Raw genomic sequence first — 18,674 nt, forward strand, 5'->3', positions numbered from 1 at the left:
ACGGCGTGTCGCGTGCACAAGTGGCATCTCGCGGAGGGGGTCAGCGCTCGCGGGCGAGCAGGGCGTAGACGAGGGTCGACGTCCACTCGCCCTTGCAGTACTCGTCGTCGAGGTGGTGCGCCTCGAGGCGCAGGCCGAGCCGCTCGCAGAGGCGGGCGGAGGCGGTGTTGCGGGCGTCCAGCTGCGCGACGATCCGGTGGGCGCCGAGCCGGTCGAACGCCAGATCGAGCAGGGCGCGGGCGGACTCGGTCGCGAAGCCCTGCCCCTGCGCCTCCGGGTGCAGGACCCAGCCGATCTCGATGCCGGCCTGCTCGACCGACGACGCGATCAGCGTCAGGTCGCCGACGACCCGGCCGGTGAGCGGCCCGGAGCGCGGCACGATCGCGAGCACGACGACGTCCCCGTCGGCCGCGAGCCGGTCGGAGGGCAGCCGGAGCGCGAGGTGCGCCCGCGACTCCTCCGGAGTCCGCACGGGCCAGCGCAGATAGCGCACCGCCTCTGCATCGCCCTGGTAGCGGGCGTGGTCCTCGGCGTCGTCCGGCGAGAGCGGCCGCAGCAGCAGCCGCTCCGTCTCGATCGGCTCCGCCTCGTAGGGGAGCCGGAGCGGCGTCACGCGGAGGCCGCGGACTCGCCGCCGGCCTCGAGCGGGCGGGCCGCGGTGCGCTCGACCGGCACCTCGATGCCGAAGAGCGCCTCGAGGCCGGTGAGGTAGGCCTCCTGCTCGCCGGCGCGGGCGTAGTCGCGCGCCCGGACGCTCGGGGTGTGCAGCAGCACGCCGGCCAGGTGCCGCAGCGCCTGCTCGGTGCGGCCGTCCTCGTCACCGCGGGAGCGGGCGCGCTCGATCTCGGCGTCGAGCGCGTCGAAGACGTGGGCGCGGAGGGCGACCACGGCGGGGGTGAGGCTCTTCTCGTCGGCGACGTCCGAGAACTTGCGGACGGCCTTGTCGACCAGGGCGCGCGCCTGCGTCGACGCGTCGAGCACGTCGAGCGGGGCGTGCAGGCTGATCGTCTCGAGGTCGAGCAGCTCGACGCCGGTCACCGTGGTGACGTCGGCGGCGACGTTGCGGGGGAGTCCGAGGTCGATCACCAGCTGGCGCTCGCGGGAGAAGCCGCGCAGGCGCCCCTCCGCGAGGACGGCAGCGTCGAGGACGGGCTCCTGCGTCGTGGTGCAGGTGATCACGACGTCGGCCGCGACGGCCTCGGTCGCCAGCTCGTCGCCGTCGATCGGCCGCAGTGCGCGGCGGGCGGCGAAGCCCTCGGCGCGGCCGGAGGGGGAGTGCACGGCGATCTCGAGCACGCCGCGGTCGCGCAGAGCGGCGACGGTCGCGCGGGCGTAGCTGCCGGTCCCGATCAGCAGCACCCGGGCGGCGCGCCAGTCGGTGATGCGGCTGGAGGCGAGGTCGAGGGCGAGGCGCACGATCGAGCGGCCGGCGCTGCCGAGCCCGGTGCGGTTCTTGATCCCGCGGGAGGTCTGCGAGGCGCGCTGGAAGAGGCGCTCGAGCTCGGAGGAGGTGGTGCCGAGGCGGCGCGCCTCCTCGAGCGAGCGGCGGACCTGGCCGGCGATCTCGCCCTCGCCGACGACCACGGACTCGAGCCCGCTGGAGACGGCGAAGAGGTGCTCGGCGACGCGATCGCCCGAGACGACGGAGACCGAGCTGCGCAGCTCCTCCTGCTCGACGCCGGTCGCGGCGCTCACCGCGGCGGTGGCGGCCTCGACGGTCACGGCCTGCGCGGCGGTCAGCGGCTCGTCGATGTCGAGGTAGGCCTCGAAGCGGTTGCAGGTCGCGACGACCACGGCGCCCGAGACGAAGTCGATCCCGTCCGAGAGGGCCGACGCGACGGCGGAGGAGTCGACGGAGAGCTTCTCGAGGAGATCGAAGCTGGCGTTCTTGTGCGACGCCGTCAGACACAGAAGCACCAGGGCAGTCTACCCGCGGAGTCCGGGGGTCGGCCGCGGTCCTGGGGAAGACTGCACGGATGCGCTCGGATCAGCGGGGCCTGGAATAATGCCGCGGTGACCTCCCCCGACACCGGCCTGCTCGATCCGCTGCACCCGCTCGCCTCCGGGCGCACGGCCGACTCCTCTCTTCTGCGGGCGTACCGCTCCGACCGGCCGGAGTCGACGCCCGTCTGGTTCATGCGCCAGGCCGGCCGCAGCCTCCCCGAGTACCGGGCGCTGCGCACCGACACCCAGATGCTCGACGCGTGCCTCGACCCGGCCCTCGCGAGCGAGATCACCCTGCAGCCGATCCGCCGCCACGGCGTGGACGCGGCGATCTTCTTCAGCGACATCGTCATCCCCCTGCGCCTCGCGGGCGTCGCCGTCGACATCGTCCCCGGACGCGGACCGGTGCTGGAGAAGGCGGTGCGGACCGCCGCCGACGTCGACGAGCTCGTGGCGCTGGACCCGGCCCTGCTCGACGAGACGCTCGAGCCGATCCGCGAGGGCGTGCGCCGCACGGTCGAGGGCCTGCAGGGGATCGGCGCGGGCGACACCCCGCTGATCGGCTTCGCGGGCGCCCCCTTCACCCTCGCGGCCTACCTCGTCGAGGGCGGGCCGTCCAAGGACCACATCCGCGCCCGCACCCTGATGCACGCCGATCCCGAGGCCTGGGCCCGGCTGATGGAGTGGACCGCCGAGGTCACCGGCCGCTTCCTCCGCGCGCAGGTGCAGGCCGGCGCGAGCGCCGCGCAGCTCTTCGACTCCTGGGCCGGCGCGCTCTCGCTGGCCGACTACAGCGCGCACGTGGCTCCCGCCTCCTCCCGCGCGCTCACCCACGTGCGCGACCTCGCCTACGACCACGGCGAGACCCGGCGGAACGTGCCGATCGTGCACTTCGGCGTCGGCACCGGCGAGCTGCTCGGCGCGATGCACGGGATCGGCGCGGACGTCGTCGGCGTCGACTACCGCATCCCGCTCGACGAGGCGAACCACCGGCTCGGCGGCTTCGTGCCGGTGCAGGGCAACGTCGACCCGGCTCTGCTCTCCGCGCCGTGGGAGGTGCTGGCCGCGCACGTCGAGGACGTCCTCCGCCGCGGCACCAGCGCGCCGGCGCACGTGCTGAACCTCGGCCACGGTGTGCCGCCCGAGACCGACCCCGACGTGCTGACGCGCTTGGTCGCGCACGTGCACGCCTGGCGGCCATGACCGAGGAGCGCGGCACCGAGGGGCGCGGCGGCGAGGGGCGCGGCAGCGAGGCCGGCACCGATTACGACGTCGCGGTCGTCGGCGGGGGAGTGGCGGGACTCGCCGCCGCCGCCGAGTGCCTCCGGATCGGACTGCGGGTGGTCGTCCTCGAGGCGGGCGACGCGGTCGGCGGCTCGGTCGCTCCGCTCGGGATCGCCGGGGTCGTCCTCGACGCGGGCGCCGAGAGCTTCGCCACCCGCGGCGGGCACGTCGAGAAGGCGCTCGCCGCGCTCACCCTCGACGGCCGGCCGCTCGCCGAGTCGATCGTCGAGCCGCGCACCGGCGGCTCCTGGCTGCACCTCGCGGGCGGCCGCTCGGTCCCCTCGCCGCGGGCCGGCGTCCTCGGCATCCCCGGCACCCCGCTCGCGCCCGACGTCGTCCGCGCGATCGGCCGCCGCGGTGCCGCGCGCGCCTGGCTCGACGCCGTGATGCCGGTGCTGCGGATCGGCCGCGCCCACTCCCTCGCCGAGCTCGTGCGCACCCGGATGGGGCAGCGGGTCCTCGACGACCTCGTCGCGCCCGTCGTCTCCGGCGTCTACTCCAGCCGCCCCGAGGACATCGACGTCGATGCAGCGGCGCCCGGGCTGAACGGGGCGATCACCCGGTCGGGCTCACTGGCCGGCGCGGTCGCCGCCCTGCGCGCGAACCTCCCGGCCGGCGTGGCCGTCCGCGGGATCGACGGCGGGATGCACCGCCTGGTCGCCGCGCTCGTCGAGCGGATCGACTACCTCTCGGGGGAGATCCGGGTGCGGACCGCCGTGACCCGGCTCGAGGGCGACGGCGAGCCGTTCCTGCTCACCCTCGGCGACGGTGCCGCGCTGAGCGCCCGAGCCGTCATCGTCTCGACCCCGGAGCGCGACGCGCGCGAGCTGCTCGCCGGGATCGTGCCCGCGGTGCGCGAGGAGGCGGCCGAGGTGCTGCACGACTCCGTCGAGCTGGTCACCCTCGTCGTCGACGACGCCCGCCTCGACGCGGCGCCCCGCGGCTCCGGCGTGCTCGTCGCCCCGACCGCCCGCGACGTCACGGCGAAGGCGCTCACCCATGCGACCGCGAAGTGGGCGTGGCTCGCCGCCGGTCTGCCCGCGGGCCGGCACGTCCTCCGCCTCTCCTACGGGCGCCCGGGCGAGCACCCGCCGCTCGAGGGCGCGACCGACGCCGAGGCGGCCGCGACCGCGCTGCGCGACGCGTCGATCCTGCTGGGGATCGAGCTCGACCCCGCCACCCTCGTCGACTCCGCGCGGGTGCGCTGGGCGAACGTCCGGCCCGCCGCGGCACTGGGCCGCCGGGCGCACCTGGAGGCGTTCCGCGAGGCGCTCGCCCCGGTCGCGGGCATCGCCGTGACCGGCACCTGGCTCGCGGGGACGGGTCTGGCCTCTGTGCTCCCGCACGCCGCCGGGACCGCCGCTCTTATCCGGCGCCGACTGGTGCGTCAAGGCGTCGGCATTCCGCGCGAAGAATATGACGGCGACGGCTACTCTGGGAGCCAGGCATCCGCGTGAGTGCGGCGTGCCCCGACACGAGTGGTCATCGACCGCGTGAACGAGCCGCGAGAGCGGCCCAGGACGAGGAGTAGGCGTGAAGGGCAAGATTCTTTTCGTGGCAGGAGCCGCAGCGGGCTACGTGCTGGGAGCGCGTGCAGGCCGCAAGCGGTACGAGCAGATCGCCTCGGCGGCGAACAGGTTCTGGCAGACGCAGCCCGTGCAGGACGTCGCGGGTGCCGTGGGCGGAGCGGCGAAGACGCAGCTCAGCACGGTCTCCGACAAGGCCTACGAGCTCGTCCGCACCGTCGTGGTGAAGGCCGTCTCCGGCGGCAAGAAGGCGCAGGGCGCCTCGCCCGCCGAGGCGACCGCCGCGGCCCGCTCGGCCGCGTCGAAGGTCGACGAGGCCGCCGCCGCGGCCGGCTCCGGAGGATCGACCTCGTCGTCCTCCACCAGCAAGGCGTAGTCCTCATCCCCCCGGGCCGTCCGTTCGGCCGAGGCCCGGCACGTCCCCCCTGCGAGGAGCCCCCGTGGTGAACGAACGCAATCCGAAGAACGCCCGATCGCTGGGCGAGCTGGTCAGCGACCTCCCCGGTCTCGTGATCGAGCTCGTGAAGGCCGAGATCGCCTCCCTCAAGAACGAGCTGTCCGGCAAGGCGAAGAGCGCCGGCCTGGCGGTCGCGCTGTTCGCGGTCGCGGCCTTCTTCCTCCTCACCGCGTGGGCGACCCTCGTCACCTTCGCGATCATCGGCATCGCCTCCTGGCTCCCCGCCTGGCTGTCGGCGCTGATCGTGACCGTGTTCTTCCTGCTGGTGGCGGTCGTGCTGATCCTGGTCGGCGTCAAGTCGATCAAGAAGGCCGTCCCGCCCGTTCCGCAGGACTCGATCGAGAGCATCAAGAAGGACGTCCAGGCGTTCAAGGGAGTCGGCAGCTATGACCACTGATCGCGCTGTGTCCAGCACCACGCCCCGCTTCGTCGACCCGGCGGAGCTCGAGCCGAGTCAGCTGAAGGCCGACATCGAGCGCGCCCGCACCGAGCTCGCGGCCACGCTCGACGCCATCGAGTACAAGGTGAACGTCCCGCGCAAGGTGCGGAACGTCCAGCGCACCCTCGAGCGCAAGGTCGCCGTCGTGCGCAAGCACCACCCCGAGGCGCTGATCGCGGGCGCCGCGGGTGCGGCCGCCGCGGTCGGCCTCGTCGTCTGGGGCATCGTCCGCGCGGTCGTCGAGGACTGACACTCGGCCGCGGGGGCCCGGGTCGCTAGCGCCCCGGGCCCCCGGGCGCCAGAGTCCCTGCCGCTTTTGTGCATCGGCACGAGCGGAGGGATGATGGATCAATGACCGATCAGACCGCCGAGACGGCGGGTCCCGTTCAGTCCGCCCCCGACACGAGCGCCGCTCCGGCGCCGCAGCCCCCCGCCGATCAGGATCACTCCGATCAGGCCCTGGGATACACGCTCTGGGCGGTTCTCCGCAGGGATCCCTCACGCCCGTTCACCCTCTCCGCCGACGAGGCCGCCCAGGCGGCCGCCGGCTACGAGGACACCGTCGCGCGGCTCGCGGGCGAGGGCGTCACGGTGCGCGGCACCTACGACGTCTCGGCCCTCCGTGCCGACGCCGACATCATGCTCTGGCTCACCGGAGCCGCGCCCGAGGAGTTGCAGCGCGCCTACCGCGAGCTGCGCCGCACCGAGCTGCTCTGCGCGCTGCTGCCCACCTGGAACGCGATGGGCGTGCACCGCGACGCCGAGTTCAGCTCGAACCACCTCCCCGCCTACATGCGGGGCAAGGCGCCGGCCCGCTGGCTGACGGTCTATCCGTTCGTCCGCTCCTACGAGTGGTACATCCTCCCCGAGGAGGAGCGCCGCACCATGCTCGCCCAGCACGGCCGTCAGGGCTCGCGCTTCCGCTCCGTGCTGACCAACACGGTGGCCTCGTTCTCGCTCGGCGACTACGAGTGGATCCTCGCGCTCGAGGACGAGGAACTGGTCAACCTGGTCGACCTCATGCGCGACCTGCGAGCCACCGAGGCCCGTCGGCACGTGCGCGAGGAAGTCCCCTTCTACACCGGTCGGCGCATCGAGGCCGACCAGATCGCCGAGGTCCTCCGATGAGCTCCACCGTCCCCGCACCCGAGGCGCGCGACTTCGCCGAGCCGGTTCCCGAGGTCGCCGAGGGCGTCCTCGTCCGCGGTGCGACACCCGCCGCCGCGTCCGGCCCCGAGCACGTCACCGAGCCGGTCGCCTACGACGCGATCCTGCTCGCCGGCTTCGGCGGCCCCGAGGGGCAGGACGACGTCATCCCGTTCCTGCGCAACGTCACCCGCGGTCGCGGGATCCCGGAGGAGCGCCTCGAGGAGGTCGCCCACCACTACCGGCACTTCGGCGGCGTCAGCCCGATCAACGCGCAGAACCGCGCGCTGAAGGCGGCCCTGGAGGCCGAGCTCGCCGACCGCGGCATCGACCTCCCGGTGCTCTGGGGCAACCGCAACTGGGCGCCGTACATGAGCGAGGCGGTGACGGAGGCGAAGGAGCGCGGCTTCTCGAACCTGATCGCCATCGCGACCAGCGCCTACTCGTCCTTCTCCTCCTGCCGGCAGTACCGCGAGGACTTCGCGGCCGCGCTCGACGCGACCGGCCTCGAGGGCGAGCTGCGGATCGACAAGGTCCGCCAGTTCTTCGACCACCCCGGCTTCGTGATGCCGTTCGTGAAGGCCGTCCACGACGGGCTCGACGAGCTGCGCTCGCGCCTGCCCGGCCTGGACGCCGCCACCGAGGTCGAGGTGCTCTTCGCGACGCACTCGATCCCCTCCACCGACGCCGCGCGCAGCGGCCCGCACGAGCGGCACGAGGACGGCACCGTCGTCGACGTGCACCACTTCGGCGACGGCGGCGCCTACGAGGCGCAGCACCTCGCGGTCGCGGAGGTCGTGATGGCGGCCGCCGGCGCGGAGGACGTGCCGTGGCAGCTCGTCTACCAGTCCCGCTCCGGCCCGCCCACCCAGCCGTGGCTCGAGCCCGACATCAACGACGCGATCGCCGAGCTGCCCGCCAAGGGCCGCAAGGCGCTCGTGATCGTGCCGCTCGGCTTCGTGTCGGACCACATGGAGGTCATGTGGGACCTCGACAACGAGGCGCTCGAGACCTCCGAGGAGCACGGCCTCGTCGCCGTCCGCGTCGCGACGCCGGGCACCGACCCGGTCTACGTCTCCGGTCTCGTCGATCTCGTCCTGGAGCGGGTGAACGGCACGCCGGTCGAGGACCGTCCGTCGATGACGGCGCTCGGCCCCTGGTACGACGTGTGCCGCCCGGGCTGCTGCGAGAACGTGCGCGCGGGCTTCAAGCCGGCGCTCGCGGGGATCGCACCGTGACGGGAAGCACTCAGTCGTGAGCATCCGCGTCGGCACCCGCGCGAGCGCGCTCGCGGTGGCGCAGACCCGGATGACGGCCGATCGGATGGCGCAGGCCGCCGGGGTGCCGGTCGAGCTGGTGCGCATCGAGTCCGACGGCGACCGGATGCGCGGCTCGCTCGCGTCTCTCGGCGGCACCGGGGTCTTCGTGAGCGCCCTGCGGGACGCGCTGCTGGCCGGCCGCTGCGACGCGATCGTGCACTCGTTGAAGGACCTGCCGACGGCGCCGGTCGAGGGCCTCGTCCTCGGCGCGGTGCCCGAGCGCGAGGACCCGCGCGACGCGCTCTGCGCCCGCGAGGGGGCGACCCTGGCGACCCTGCCCCGCGGAGCGCGGGTCGGCACCGGCTCGCCGCGCCGGAGGGCCGCCCTTCTGGCCGCGCGCCCGGATCTCGAGATCGTCGACATCCGCGGGAACATCGACACCCGGCTCGGCCGGGTGTCGGCCGGCAGCTCGTCGCCGCTGGACGCGATCGTGCTCGCGCTCTCGGGCCTGCGGCGCCTGGGCCGGACCGACGCGGTCACCGAGGTGCTGGACTTCGGCGTCTCGCCGCACGCACCCGGTCAGGGTGCGCTGGCGATCGAGGTGCGCGCGGAGGAGCCGTCGGACGAGCTGCGGGCGGCCCTCGCGGCCGTGGAGCACACGGCCACGCGCGCGGCGATCACCGCCGAGCGCGCGCTGCTCGCCGTGCTCGAGGCCGGCTGTGCCGCGCCGATCGGCGCGACCGCGGCGGTCGAGGGCGGCAGCGTCGTGGCCCGCGGCGTGGTCTTCGCCGTCGACGGCTCGGCGTCCCTCTCTCGGGAGGTGGCGGAGCCGATCGATAACGGTTCGGTCGCCGGTGCTCGACACCCGGCGGATCCGCAGTATGGTGGTCGCGAACTGCCCGTCGTCGAAGCCGCGTTCCGTTGCGGCTCTCTGCTCGCTGACGCGCTTCTCGGTGCGGGTGCCGCCCAACTCGCACCTCTGGGAGCCACTTCGTGATCGTGCCCGCCGCCTACTCCCAGTGGGAGAAGCCGTTGCAGGGCTGGCGTGTCCTCGTCCCCCGCGGAGGTCCGTGGGGCGACGGCGTCGCCGGTGCCCTCCGTGCGAAGGGCGCGTCGCCCGTCGTCGCCCCGATGATCAACTTCGCGCCGACCGACGACTTCCCGGCGCTCGAGCAGGCCCTGGCCGATCTCGAGGCCGGCGCGTTCGACTGGATGACGGTGACGAGCGCGACCACGGTCGATGTGCTCTCCCTCCTGCGCACCACCGTTCCCTCGAGCACCAAGGTCGCCGCGGTCGGCGAGACCACCGCCGCCGCACTCGTGGCGGCCGGCTACTCCGTGGACCTCGTCCCCTCCGAGGACAACTCGGCGAAGGGCCTGCTCGCCGAGTGGGAGCAGGCGACCGGCGGGCAGCACCCGCTCCGCGTGCTGACCCTGCGCTCCGAGATCGCGAAGCCGCTGCTCACCGAGGGCCTCAAGCGCATCGGCCACGACGTGCGCTCGGTGGTCGCCTACCGCACCGTCGGCGTGCAGGTGGAGGACCGCGTCGTCGCCGACGTCGCGAGCGGCGCCGTCCACGCCATCCTGATCACCTCGGGGAGCGTGGCCGAGCAGGTGCAGAAGCAGCTCGGCCCGGTTCCGGAGTCGACGCTCGTCGCCGCCATCGGCCCGCAGACCGCCAAGGACGCCCGCGCCTTCGGGCTGCGCGTCGACGTCGTCGCCGACGAGCGCTCCGCCTCCTCCCTGATCGAGGCCGTCGCCGGCGTCGCCGCGGAGCGCGCTACCCGCTGACCCGCGCCTGCCGCGCACGACATCAGCTGAGACGGGTGGGGCTCCGCTGTCAGGGGAGGGACCCCCGTCTCAACCCCGAGCGCAGCGCTCCTCGGGGATCTGTGGAGAGAAGATCACGAGGCGGTCCTGGGGAGGAGCTGATGTTCCGCGGTCAGGGGGCACTCCGCGAGCCCGGCTTAGGCTGGAGGCATGACCGCGATCCGCCCGCGGCGCCTCCGCACGACACCGGCACTGCGCCGGCTCGTCCAGGAGACGCGCGTCCACCCCGCCCAGCTCGTCCTCCCCCTCTTCGTCGCGGAGGGGATCACCGAGTCCCGTCCGATCGGCTCGATGCCGGGGGTGTCGCACCACTCGCTGGACAGCGTGCGCCGCGCGGTGACCGAGGCGGCCGAGGCCGGGCTCGGCGGCGTCATGCTGTTCGGCGTGCCGACCACGCGCGACGCGGTGGGCTCAGGAGCGACCGATCCGGACGGCGTGCTGAACGCGGCCACGCGGGTCGTCGTCGAGGAGGTCGGCGACGCACTCGTCGTGCAGACCGACCTGTGCCTCGACGAGTTCACCGACCACGGCCACTGCGGCGTGCTCGACGCGCTCGGCCGGGTCGACAACGACGCGACGCTGCTCCGCTACGAGCAGATGGCGCTCGCGCAGGCCGAGGCCGGCTCGCACCTGCTCGGGCTCTCCGGGATGATGGACGGCCAGGTCGGCGCGATCCGCGCGGCCCTCGACGGTGCCGGGCACCTCGACACCGCGATCCTCGCCTACTCCGCGAAGTACGCCTCCAGCTTCTACGGCCCCTTCCGCGAGGCCGTGCAGTCGACGCTCGAGGGCGACCGCCGCACCTACCAGCAGGACCCGGCGAACCGCCGCGAGGGCCTGCGGGAGGCGACCCTCGACCTCGCCGAGGGCGCGGACGTCGTGATGGTGAAGCCCGCGATGTCCTACCTCGACGTGCTCTCCGACGTCGCCGCGGTCTCGGACGTGCCGGTCTGGGCGTACCAGGTGTCCGGCGAGTACGCGATGATCGAGGCCGCCGCCGCGAACGGCTGGATCCACCGCGAGGCGGCGATCGTGGAGTCGGTCACCGGCATCGTCCGCGCCGGTGCCGACGCCGTGCTCACCTACTGGGCCGTCGAGCTCGCGAACGATCTGCTGAAGTAGGCACATCCTCCGTGAAGGGTCCGCGCCGTATCGTGGTCGGGTGACTCCCACCGCGAACGACACCCTGTACGAGCGTGCCCGGCACGCGATCCCCGGCGGCGTGAACTCGCCGGTCCGGGCCTTCCGCTCGGTCGGCGGCACCCCGAGGTTCATGGTGTCGGCGACCGGCCCGTACATCACCGACGCCGACGGCCGCGAGTACGTCGACCTCGTCTGCTCCTGGGGTCCGGCCGTGCTCGGCCACGCGCACCCCGAGGTCGTCGCCGCCGTGCAGGAGGCGGCGGCGCGCGGTCTCTCCTTCGGCGCGTCGACCCCGGCCGAGACCGATCTCGCCGAGCTGGTGGAGGCGCGGATCACGGCCGGCGGCGTCTCACCGATCGAGAAGCTCCGCCTGGTCTCCACGGGCACCGAGGCGACGATGACCGCGATCCGCCTGGCCCGCGGGGTCACCGGCCGCGACCTGCTGATCAAGTTCTCCGGCCACTACCACGGCCACTCCGACGGCCTGCTCGCCGACGCGGGCTCCGGTCTCGCGACGCTCGCGCTGCCCGCCTCGGCCGGCGTCACCGCGGCGACGGCGGCGCAGACGATCGTGCTGCCCTACAACGACCTCGACGCGGTGCGAGCCGTCCTCGCCGAGCGCGGCTCCGAGATCGCCGCGGTGATCACCGAGGCCGCCGCCGCGAACATGGGCGTCGTGCCGCCTGCGCCCGGCTTCAACGCGGCGCTCGCCGAGCTCGTGCACGCCAACGGCTCCCTGCTGATCATGGACGAGGTGCTCACCGGCTTCCGCGTCAGCGCCGGCGGCTGGTGGGGGCTCGAGAACGCGGGCGCCGAGGCGCCCTACGTCGCCGACCTCTACACCTTCGGCAAGGTCATCGGCGGCGGCATGCCCGTGGCGGCGCTCGGCGGCCGCGCGGACGTGATGGACCACCTGGCCCCGCTCGGGCCCGTCTACCAGGCGGGAACCCTGTCCGGGAATCCGGTCGCCGTGGCCGCGGGCATCCGCACGCTCCAGCTCGCGGACGAGGCCGTCTACGCCTCCCTCGACCGCACCGCGCTCACGCTGCAGCGCGAGGTCTCGGCCGCGCTCTCGGCCGAGGGCGTCGTGCACACGGTGCAGAGCGCGGGCAGCCTCTTCAGCTTCATGTTCACCGACATCGGCGGGCCGGTGCGCGACTACGCCCAGGTCCAGGCGCAGGAGTCGTTCCGCTATCCGGCGTTCTTCCACGCGATGCTCGACGCGGGCGTCTCGCTGCCGCCGTCGGTGTTCGAGGCGTGGTTCGTCTCGGCCGCCCACGACGACGCGGCGATCGGCCGGATCGTCGACGCGCTGCCGGCCGCCGCGAAGGCCGCGGCGGCAGCGCGCCCGCAGGAGTAGGCGGTGGCGCCGGGGGTCAGCCCCGGCGCGACACCGACTTCGGCAGCACGAAGACGAGCGCGAAGGCGGCGATCGCCATCAGCGCGCTGACCAGCATCGCCGGGGCCGCGGCGTCGAGGAAGCCCGAGGCGACGGTGTCCGGCCCGGTGATGACCAGGCCGCCGAAGAGGATGCTGCCGATCGCGGCGATGCCGACGGCCGAGCCGATCCGCTGGATCGCGGAGATGACGCCACTGGCCGCGCCCGCGTCCTGCGGGTCGACCGTCGAGACGATGAACTGCACGTTCGGCGCGATGAAGAAGCCGTTGCCGATGCCCGCGATGAACAGCGGCGCGAGCAGCTGCCAGTTGGTGATCGAGTCGGGCGTCGCGGTCAGCAGGACCAGCCAGACCCAGATCAGGCCGACGGCGAGGAGTCCGCTGCCGAGCACGAGGACGTTGCGGCCGAGCTTCGCGGTGAGGCGATTGCTCTGCGAGGAGCTGACGATGCTGCCGATCGCGAAGGGGATCGAGACGAGGCCCGACTCCAGCGCGGTGTGGCCGAGACCGGACTGCCAGAGCAGCGAGATGGTGAAGAAGATGCTCGTGAAGGCCGCGAAGTAGACCAGCGCGAGGATCACGCCGCCGGTGAAGGCGGGGTGGCGGAACAGGGTCGGCGGGACGAGGGGCGCGCGGCCGCGGCGGGTGTACGCCACCTCCCAGGCGCCGAACGCCGCGAGGAGGATCACGCCGCCGGCGATCGAGAGGAAGGTCCAGAGCGGCCAGCCCTCGTCCTCGCCCTGGATGAGCGGCACGAGCAGGGCGACGAGGCCGCCCGAGACCAGGATCAGGCCGAGCCAGTCGACACCGCCGCTCGGGGCGCGGTCCGCCGCGCCGAGCTCGCGGCGGGTCGGCAGCAGCATCGCGGCGGCGAGGAGCGTCGCGACGCCGATCGGCAGGTTGACCCAGAAGACCAGGCGCCAGCCGTTCTCGTCGCCGAAGGCCTGGATGATGAGGCCGCCGATGATCGGGCCGAGCGCCGACGAGACGCCGAGGACGGCGCCCATCACGGCGAACGCCTTGCCGCGCGCGGGGCCGCGGAAGAGGATCTGGATGTAGGCGTTGACCGCGGGGACGAAGATCCCGCCCGCGAGGCCCTGCACGACGCGGGCGATGACGAGCTGGACGTCGTCGGCGGCCAGGCCGCAGGCGAAGCTCGCGACGGTGAACAGCGCGACGCCGCTGACGAAGACCCACTTGTGCCCGAAGCGGTCGCCGAGGCGGCCGGCCGGGATCAGCGCGAGGCCGAAGGCGAGCGCGTAGCCCGAGATGATCCAGGAGAGCGTCGACTCGGAGGCGTCGAGGGTGGTGCGGATCGTCGGCAGGGCGACGTTGACGATGGTGGTGTCGAGCAGGGCGATGAACATGCCCGCGAGGAGGACCACGAGGGAGCGCCAGGCGCGGCGGTCGGGGGCCGGGGGAGCGCCGGTCGCGCGGTCGGACGACGTCTCGGTCATGCGGAGGGGGCCTTTCGAGAGGCGGGAGAAAGGGGGAGGGGGAGCGGGACCACCCATCGGGGGTACGACCGCATGTGAACTCTCGCAGGAGCACCCGGGTTTCTGCACGTCTCGGCCTGTGGGGGCCTTCAGGGTGCGGGTGCCCGGGGTCTCGTCAGCGGCGGCGGGACTCGGCGGCGCGGGCGCAGGCGATGCAGAGGTCGGCCGTGGGGCGGGCCTCGAGGCGGGCGGCACCGATCGGGAGGCCGCAGTGGGCGCAGTCGCCGTAGTCGCCGGCGGCGAGGCGCGTGCGGGCGGCGACGAGGTCGCGCTCGGTGCGGGCGAGGGCGTCGCGCACCCCGGCCATCCGCGACCACTCCGCGGAGAGCGGGGTGCCCTCCGGGTCGTGCTCGTCGTCGGCGGTGCCGTCGGCGCGGTCGAGGAGGAGCTCGCGGAGGGACTCGTCCAGCCGCTCCGCCTCGCGGCGGGCCTCGGCCTGCCGCGAGGCGAGGAGCGCGTCGAGGAGGCGCCGCTCGTTCGGATCCCTCGTCATCCCTCCATGCTGCCACCGCGACCGCCGGGCGCCGGGTGCGATGGTCGGGGCAGACTAGGGGCATGCCCGTCGTGACCGTGCTCCCCGACCGCCTCGAACTCCGCCTGACCCGTGCCGAACGGGTGCTCGCCCTGCACCGCGGCGACGTCGTCGTCGAGCGCGCGAGCATCCGCTCGGCGACCGTCACCGAGGATCCCTGGATCTGGGTGCGCGGGATCCGGGCGCCGGGGACCGCGGTGCCGCTGACGATCGCGGCGGGGACGTGGAAGTTCCACGGCGGCAAGGACTTCCTGCTGATCAAGCGCACGGCCGCGGCGGTCGTGATCGACCTGGTCGGCGAGGAGTACTCGCGCCTGATCGTCAGCACGAAGCACGCGCCCGAGCTGATCGCGGCGCTGCAGCTGGGTACCGCGACGGCGGCGATCCCGGTGATCGAGACCGACGACCTCGTCGTCGTGCCGGCCGTCGCCGAGCAGGCCGCCGAGCGCCTGGCTGCAGCGCAGGCGGAGGAGGAGGCGCCCACGGTCGTGGAGCCCGCCGTCGTGGAGCCCGCGGTCGTGGAGCCCGCGGTCGTGGAGCCCGCGGTCGCGGAGCCCGCCGCGAAGGAGCCCCCCGCGAAGAAGCCCGCTGCGAAGAAGACGCCCGCGAAGAAGCCGGCACCGGCGAAGCCCGCCGAGGGAGCGCCTGTGGACGAGGCGCCCGCCGCTGCGACGCCCGCCCCGAAGAAGCCCGCCTCGAAGAAGCCCGCCGCCGCGAAGCCGCGCCCCGACTCCTCCGTCGGCCACGCCTCCGCCGAGCCCAGCGGCGCGACCGAGGCCGCCGAGTAGGAGCGTCAGCTCCGGACGTCGACCAGCGTGCGCCCGTGGGCGCGCCCGGCGAGCAGGTCCGCCCCGGCGTCGATCGCGCCCGCGAGCGGAACCGTCGCGGTCAGCCCGTCGAGCAGCTCCAGGTCGAGGTCGTGCGCGAGCCGGCGCCAGGCCTCCTCGCGCAGCTTCCGTGGCGCCTCCACCGAGTTGATGCCCGCCAGCGTCACGCCGCGCAGGATGAACGGCATCACCGTCGCGGGCAGGTCGCCGCCCTGGGCGAGACCGCAGGCGGCGACGGTGCCGCCCCAGCGGGTCTGCGCGAGCGCGTTGGCGAGGGTGTGCGAGCCGGCCGAGTCGACCGCGCCGGCCCAGCGCTCGGATTGCAGCGGCTTGCCCTTCTCGGACAGCTCGGCCCGGTCGAGGACCTCCGTCGCGCCGAGGCGGCGGAGCAGCTCGCCGTGCTCGTCCGCGCGGCCGGTCGCCGCGACGACCTCGTGGCCGAGCTTCGAGAGGACGGCGACGGCGATCGAGCCCACGCCGCCCGAGGCGCCGGTGACCAGCACCGGTCCGTCGCCGGGGCGGACGCCGTGGCGCTCGAGGGCGAGGACGGCGAGCATCGCGGTGAAGCCCGCGGTGCCGATCGCGCCGGCCCGGGCGGAGGAGATCGCGCCGGGGATGCGCAGCAGCGAGGCGGAGTCGACCCGCGCCCGCTCGGTGAGTCCGCCGTCGAAGCGCTCGCCGAGGCCGGCGCCGTTGAGCACCACCCGGTCGCCGGAGTCGAAGCGCTCGGCCGCGGCGCCGTCGGCGTACTCGACGGTGCCGACGACGTCGATGCCCGCGATGAGCGGGGTGCGGCGCACCACGCCGGGGCGGCCGGCGAGCGCGAGCGCGTCCTTGTAGTTCACGCTCGAGTACTCGACGGCGAGGGTCACGTCCCCGTGCGAGCGGTCGGGATCGTCCCGCTCGGTCAGTCGTGCGCGATTCGGGGACTCGGTGTCGGAGGAGGAGTGCTGCTCGACGACGACGGCTCGGAACATGAGCCCACGCTACGCCCGAGCGCGCGGAACGCGCCCGGGCGGCGGCGTCAGTTCAGCGGCCGGGTGCCCTCGGGCAGCGCGCCGCCGGCGTAGAGGGCGGACGCCGCGTCCTGCAGGGCGGTCAGCGCCACGCGCTGCGTCCACGGTCCGTAGGAGACGCGGGCGAGGCCGAGCTCCTCGAATCCCGCGGGCGACTGGGAGTCGGGGACGCCGATCACGCTGACCCGCTGGCGGCCGAGGGCCGACACCAGGCCCTCGAGCTCCGCGTCCTGCAGCAGTCCGGGGACGAAGAAGCAGGTCGCTCCCGCATCGAGGTAGGCGCGACCGCGCTCGATCGCGTCGGCGAGGACCTCGCCGCGGTCGCGGTCGCCGGCGCGGAGGAAGACGTCGGTGCGGGCGTTCAGAGCGAAGGGCACGGCCTCCTCCTCGGCTGCGGCGACCGCCTTCTCGACCGAGCGCAGCGCGTCGGCGAGCGGCTTCGCCTGATCCTCGAGGTTCGCACCGACGACGCCGATCTCGATCGCGCGGCGGATCGTCTCGCCCGCGTCGCCGTAGCCGGCCTCGAGATCGGCCGAGACGGGGACCTCGACCGCGGCGACGATCCGCTCGATCATGCTCAGGTGCAGGTCGAGCGGGATCTGCTCGCCGTCCGGGTAGCCGAAGGTCGCCGCGATGGAGTGGCTGGCCGTCGCGAGCGCCCGCGTCTCGGGGAGGGCGGCGATCGTGGTGGCCGAGACCACGTCCCAGACGTTCACCACGCTCAGCAGCTCGGGGGCGGTGTGGAGGTCGACGAGGGTGCGTCCGCGCGCTTCGATGCTCATCCGAGCACCGTAGCCCGCTCCGCGACGTCCCCGCCGTGCGCCGCGCAGGACGCGGTGCCGCAGGCGTCGCAGACCACGAGCTGCTCCCGGCAGCCGGGATCGGTGCAGTTGCGCATCCGGCTCGTCGGCTCGGCGCAGACGCTGCAGCGGCCGAGCACCTCGGCGTCGGGGGAGAAGGTCAGCGAGCCGCGCCCGTCGAAGACGTAGAGCGCGCCGCGCCAGAGCCCCGTGTCGCGGCGGGCCTCCTGGTAGCGGACGACACCGCCGTCGAGCTGGTACACCTCGCCGAAGCCGCGCGCGAGCATCAGGCTCGAGAGCACCTCGCAGCGGATGCCGCCGGTGCAGTAGGTGACGACCGGCCGGCCCTTGAGGTGGTCGTAGGCGCCGGAGTCGAGCTGCTCGACGAACTCGCGGGTGCTGGCGACCCCGGGCACGATCGCGCCGTCGAAGCGGCCGATCTCGGCCTCGAAGGCGTTGCGGCCGTCGAAGAAGACCACGTCCTCCCGCTCGGCGACCAGGGCGTCGAGCTCGTCGGGGGCGAGCCGGGTGCCGGTGCCGACGACGCCCGTCGCGTCCACGCGCAGCTCCTCGGGCGCCCCGAACGACACGATCTCCTCACGCACCTTCACCGACAGCCCGGGGAAGTCGACGCTGCGGCCCTCGTCGTCGAGGCCCGTGCCGTCGCTCCACTTCACCTCGAGGCCGCGGAAGGCGGAGTGCTCGCGGGTGCGGCGGACCCAGCGCTTGAGCGCGCCCATCTCGCCGCCGAGGGTGCCGTTGACGCCGTCCTTCGAGAGCAGGACCCGGCCGCGCAGGCCGAGGTGCTCGGCGAGCTCGCGCTGCCAGAGCCGGACGGACTCGGGGTCGGCGAGCGGCACGAAGCGGTAGAACAGCAGGATCTTCGGCAGCACCGGGTCATCCTACGAGGGCCGGGCCGGGTCGGCCGAAACGCTCCGGCAACGCGGGTGTGACAGCATCTCCCGGTGACCGACGCCCCTCTCCCCGTGCCGCACAGCCGCTTCGAGGACGTCTTCGGACTCGTGACGGGGGCGTTCGTCGTCTCGCTCGGTCTGTTCCTGCTCCGCGCGAGCGAGGCGGTCACCGGCGGCACCGCGGGGCTGGCGCTGCTGCTGGGCTACGCGGCGCCGATCCCGTTCGGCGTGATCCTCGTCGTGGTCAACCTGCCGTTCCTGGCGCTCTCGCTCTGGAAGAAGGGCTGGCGCTTCACCCTGCGGACGATGTTCTCGATCGTGCTGGTCTCGCTGCTGGCGGGCCTGCATCCGCTCGCGTTCGGCACGATCCGGATCGATCCGGTCTACGGCGTGCTCACCGGCGACGTGCTCGCGGGGATCGGCCTGCTGATCCTCTTCCGGCACGGCTCGAGCCTGGGCGGCTTCAGCATCCTCGCTCTGCTCGCGCAGGAGCGGCTGGGCTGGCGGGCCGGCTACGTGATGATGGCGCTCGACGCCTGCGTCGTCGTGGCGGCGCTGCTCGTCGTGCCGCCGCTGAACGTGCTGATCTCGGCGGCCGGCGTCGTGGTGCTCAACCTCGTGCTCGCCTTCAACCACCGGCCGGGGCGCTACCTCGGTTCGTGA

General features: G+C 74.0%; 20 protein-coding genes. 13 read left to right on the forward strand and 7 right to left on the reverse strand.

Going from position 1 to position 18,674, the window contains the following annotated elements; all coding sequences use genetic code 11:
- Window positions 1–40: 40 nt before the first annotated feature.
- Together GTU73_RS04290 and GTU73_RS04295 are read right to left on the reverse strand one after the other, a co-directional pair.
- Window positions 41–613 carry a GNAT family protein gene (locus GTU73_RS04290; RefSeq protein WP_244231768.1) on the reverse strand — a complete coding sequence of 191 codons (573 nt, stop codon included), beginning with the start codon at window positions 611–613 and terminating at the stop codon, window positions 41–43.
- The gene (locus tag GTU73_RS04295) at window positions 610–1,917 is read right to left on the reverse strand and encodes a glutamyl-tRNA reductase (protein WP_160087298.1); all 1,308 of its coding nucleotides are present in this window, start codon (window positions 1,915–1,917) and stop codon (window positions 610–612) included. Before GTU73_RS04295 ends, GTU73_RS04290 begins: the two co-directional genes overlap by 4 nt.
- 96 nt (window positions 1,918–2,013) lie before the next feature.
- On the opposite strand from GTU73_RS04295, the gene hemE reads away from it, so the two are divergent.
- From hemE to hemL, 11 genes are all read left to right on the forward strand, one after another.
- Window positions 2,014–3,147, forward strand: coding sequence for a uroporphyrinogen decarboxylase (gene hemE, locus GTU73_RS04300; RefSeq protein WP_244231769.1), 1,134 nt, complete (start codon window positions 2,014–2,016; stop codon window positions 3,145–3,147).
- Window positions 3,144–4,685: an FAD-dependent oxidoreductase gene (locus GTU73_RS04305; RefSeq protein ID WP_160087300.1), complete on the forward strand. Its 1,542-nt coding sequence runs from the start codon at window positions 3,144–3,146 to the stop codon at window positions 4,683–4,685. The genes hemE and GTU73_RS04305 overlap by 4 nt, the downstream gene beginning before the upstream one ends.
- 97 nt (window positions 4,686–4,782) lie before the next feature.
- The gene (locus GTU73_RS04310) at window positions 4,783–5,130 is read left to right on the forward strand and encodes a YtxH domain-containing protein (RefSeq protein ID WP_173250728.1); all 348 of its coding nucleotides are present in this window, start codon (window positions 4,783–4,785) and stop codon (window positions 5,128–5,130) included.
- A 64-nt stretch (window positions 5,131–5,194) separates the two neighbouring features.
- Complete coding sequence (locus GTU73_RS04315) at window positions 5,195–5,608, forward strand: phage holin family protein (protein WP_123444871.1); 414 nt, start codon at window positions 5,195–5,197, stop codon at window positions 5,606–5,608.
- Window positions 5,598–5,900 (forward strand): DUF3618 domain-containing protein, encoded by a 303-nt coding sequence (locus GTU73_RS04320; protein WP_160087302.1) that lies wholly within the window; start codon window positions 5,598–5,600, stop codon window positions 5,898–5,900. The genes GTU73_RS04315 and GTU73_RS04320 overlap by 11 nt, the downstream gene beginning before the upstream one ends.
- A 101-nt stretch (window positions 5,901–6,001) precedes the next feature.
- The gene (hemQ, locus tag GTU73_RS04325) at window positions 6,002–6,778 is read left to right on the forward strand and encodes a hydrogen peroxide-dependent heme synthase (protein ID WP_160087304.1); all 777 of its coding nucleotides are present in this window, start codon (window positions 6,002–6,004) and stop codon (window positions 6,776–6,778) included.
- Complete coding sequence (locus GTU73_RS04330) at window positions 6,775–8,034, forward strand: ferrochelatase (RefSeq protein ID WP_160087306.1); 1,260 nt, start codon at window positions 6,775–6,777, stop codon at window positions 8,032–8,034. Before hemQ ends, GTU73_RS04330 begins: the two co-directional genes overlap by 4 nt.
- A gap of 16 nt (window positions 8,035–8,050) precedes the next feature.
- Window positions 8,051–9,052, forward strand: coding sequence for a hydroxymethylbilane synthase (hemC, locus tag GTU73_RS04335; RefSeq protein ID WP_160087308.1), 1,002 nt, complete (start codon window positions 8,051–8,053; stop codon window positions 9,050–9,052).
- Window positions 9,052–9,846, forward strand: coding sequence for a uroporphyrinogen-III synthase (locus tag GTU73_RS04340; protein WP_160091214.1), 795 nt, complete (start codon window positions 9,052–9,054; stop codon window positions 9,844–9,846). Before hemC ends, GTU73_RS04340 begins: the two co-directional genes overlap by 1 nt.
- Before the next feature lie 189 nt (window positions 9,847–10,035).
- A complete protein-coding gene (gene hemB / locus GTU73_RS04345) occupies window positions 10,036–11,007 on the forward strand; it encodes a porphobilinogen synthase (protein ID WP_160087310.1) in 972 nt (323 codons plus the stop codon).
- A gap of 40 nt (window positions 11,008–11,047) precedes the next feature.
- On the forward strand, window positions 11,048–12,388 hold the full coding sequence (gene hemL, locus GTU73_RS04350) for a glutamate-1-semialdehyde 2,1-aminomutase (RefSeq protein WP_208543737.1): 1,341 nt from the start codon (window positions 11,048–11,050) through the stop codon (window positions 12,386–12,388).
- Window positions 12,389–12,404: 16 nt separating this feature from the next.
- On the opposite strand, the gene GTU73_RS04355 is transcribed toward hemL, so the two are convergent.
- The gene (locus GTU73_RS04355; RefSeq protein WP_160087312.1) at window positions 12,405–13,883 is read right to left on the reverse strand and encodes an MFS transporter; all 1,479 of its coding nucleotides are present in this window, start codon (window positions 13,881–13,883) and stop codon (window positions 12,405–12,407) included.
- Between the two features lie 154 nt (window positions 13,884–14,037).
- Entirely contained in the window at window positions 14,038–14,415 is a 378-nt protein-coding gene (locus tag GTU73_RS04360) for a TraR/DksA C4-type zinc finger protein (RefSeq protein ID WP_160087314.1), read from the reverse strand.
- A 62-nt stretch (window positions 14,416–14,477) separates the two neighbouring features.
- On the opposite strand from GTU73_RS04360, the gene GTU73_RS19235 reads away from it, so the two are divergent.
- Window positions 14,478–15,242: a hypothetical protein gene (locus GTU73_RS19235; RefSeq protein ID WP_244231770.1), complete on the forward strand. Its 765-nt coding sequence runs from the start codon at window positions 14,478–14,480 to the stop codon at window positions 15,240–15,242.
- Between the two features lie 5 nt (window positions 15,243–15,247).
- Here GTU73_RS19235 and GTU73_RS04370 read toward each other — a convergent pair whose 3' ends face one another.
- From GTU73_RS04370 to GTU73_RS04380, 3 genes are read right to left on the reverse strand one after another with little or no spacing between them, the layout of a single operon-like run.
- Complete coding sequence (locus GTU73_RS04370) at window positions 15,248–16,258, reverse strand: MDR family oxidoreductase (protein ID WP_160087316.1); 1,011 nt, start codon at window positions 16,256–16,258, stop codon at window positions 15,248–15,250.
- Between the two features lie 47 nt (window positions 16,259–16,305).
- Window positions 16,306–17,079, reverse strand: a complete 774-nt coding sequence (locus GTU73_RS04375; RefSeq protein WP_160087318.1) for an isocitrate lyase/phosphoenolpyruvate mutase family protein — start codon at window positions 17,077–17,079, stop codon at window positions 16,306–16,308.
- Window positions 17,076–17,990 (reverse strand): rhodanese-related sulfurtransferase, encoded by a 915-nt coding sequence (locus GTU73_RS04380; protein ID WP_160087320.1) that lies wholly within the window; start codon window positions 17,988–17,990, stop codon window positions 17,076–17,078. The genes GTU73_RS04375 and GTU73_RS04380 overlap by 4 nt, the downstream gene beginning before the upstream one ends.
- A gap of 72 nt (window positions 17,991–18,062) precedes the next feature.
- Here GTU73_RS04380 and GTU73_RS04385 point away from each other — a divergent pair, with 72 nt between their 5' ends.
- Window positions 18,063–18,674, forward strand: coding sequence for a YitT family protein (locus GTU73_RS04385; RefSeq protein ID WP_160087322.1), 612 nt, complete (start codon window positions 18,063–18,065; stop codon window positions 18,672–18,674).

This window comes from Rathayibacter sp. VKM Ac-2804, assembly GCF_009866655.1.
GTDB lineage: Bacteria > Actinomycetota > Actinomycetes > Actinomycetales > Microbacteriaceae > Rathayibacter.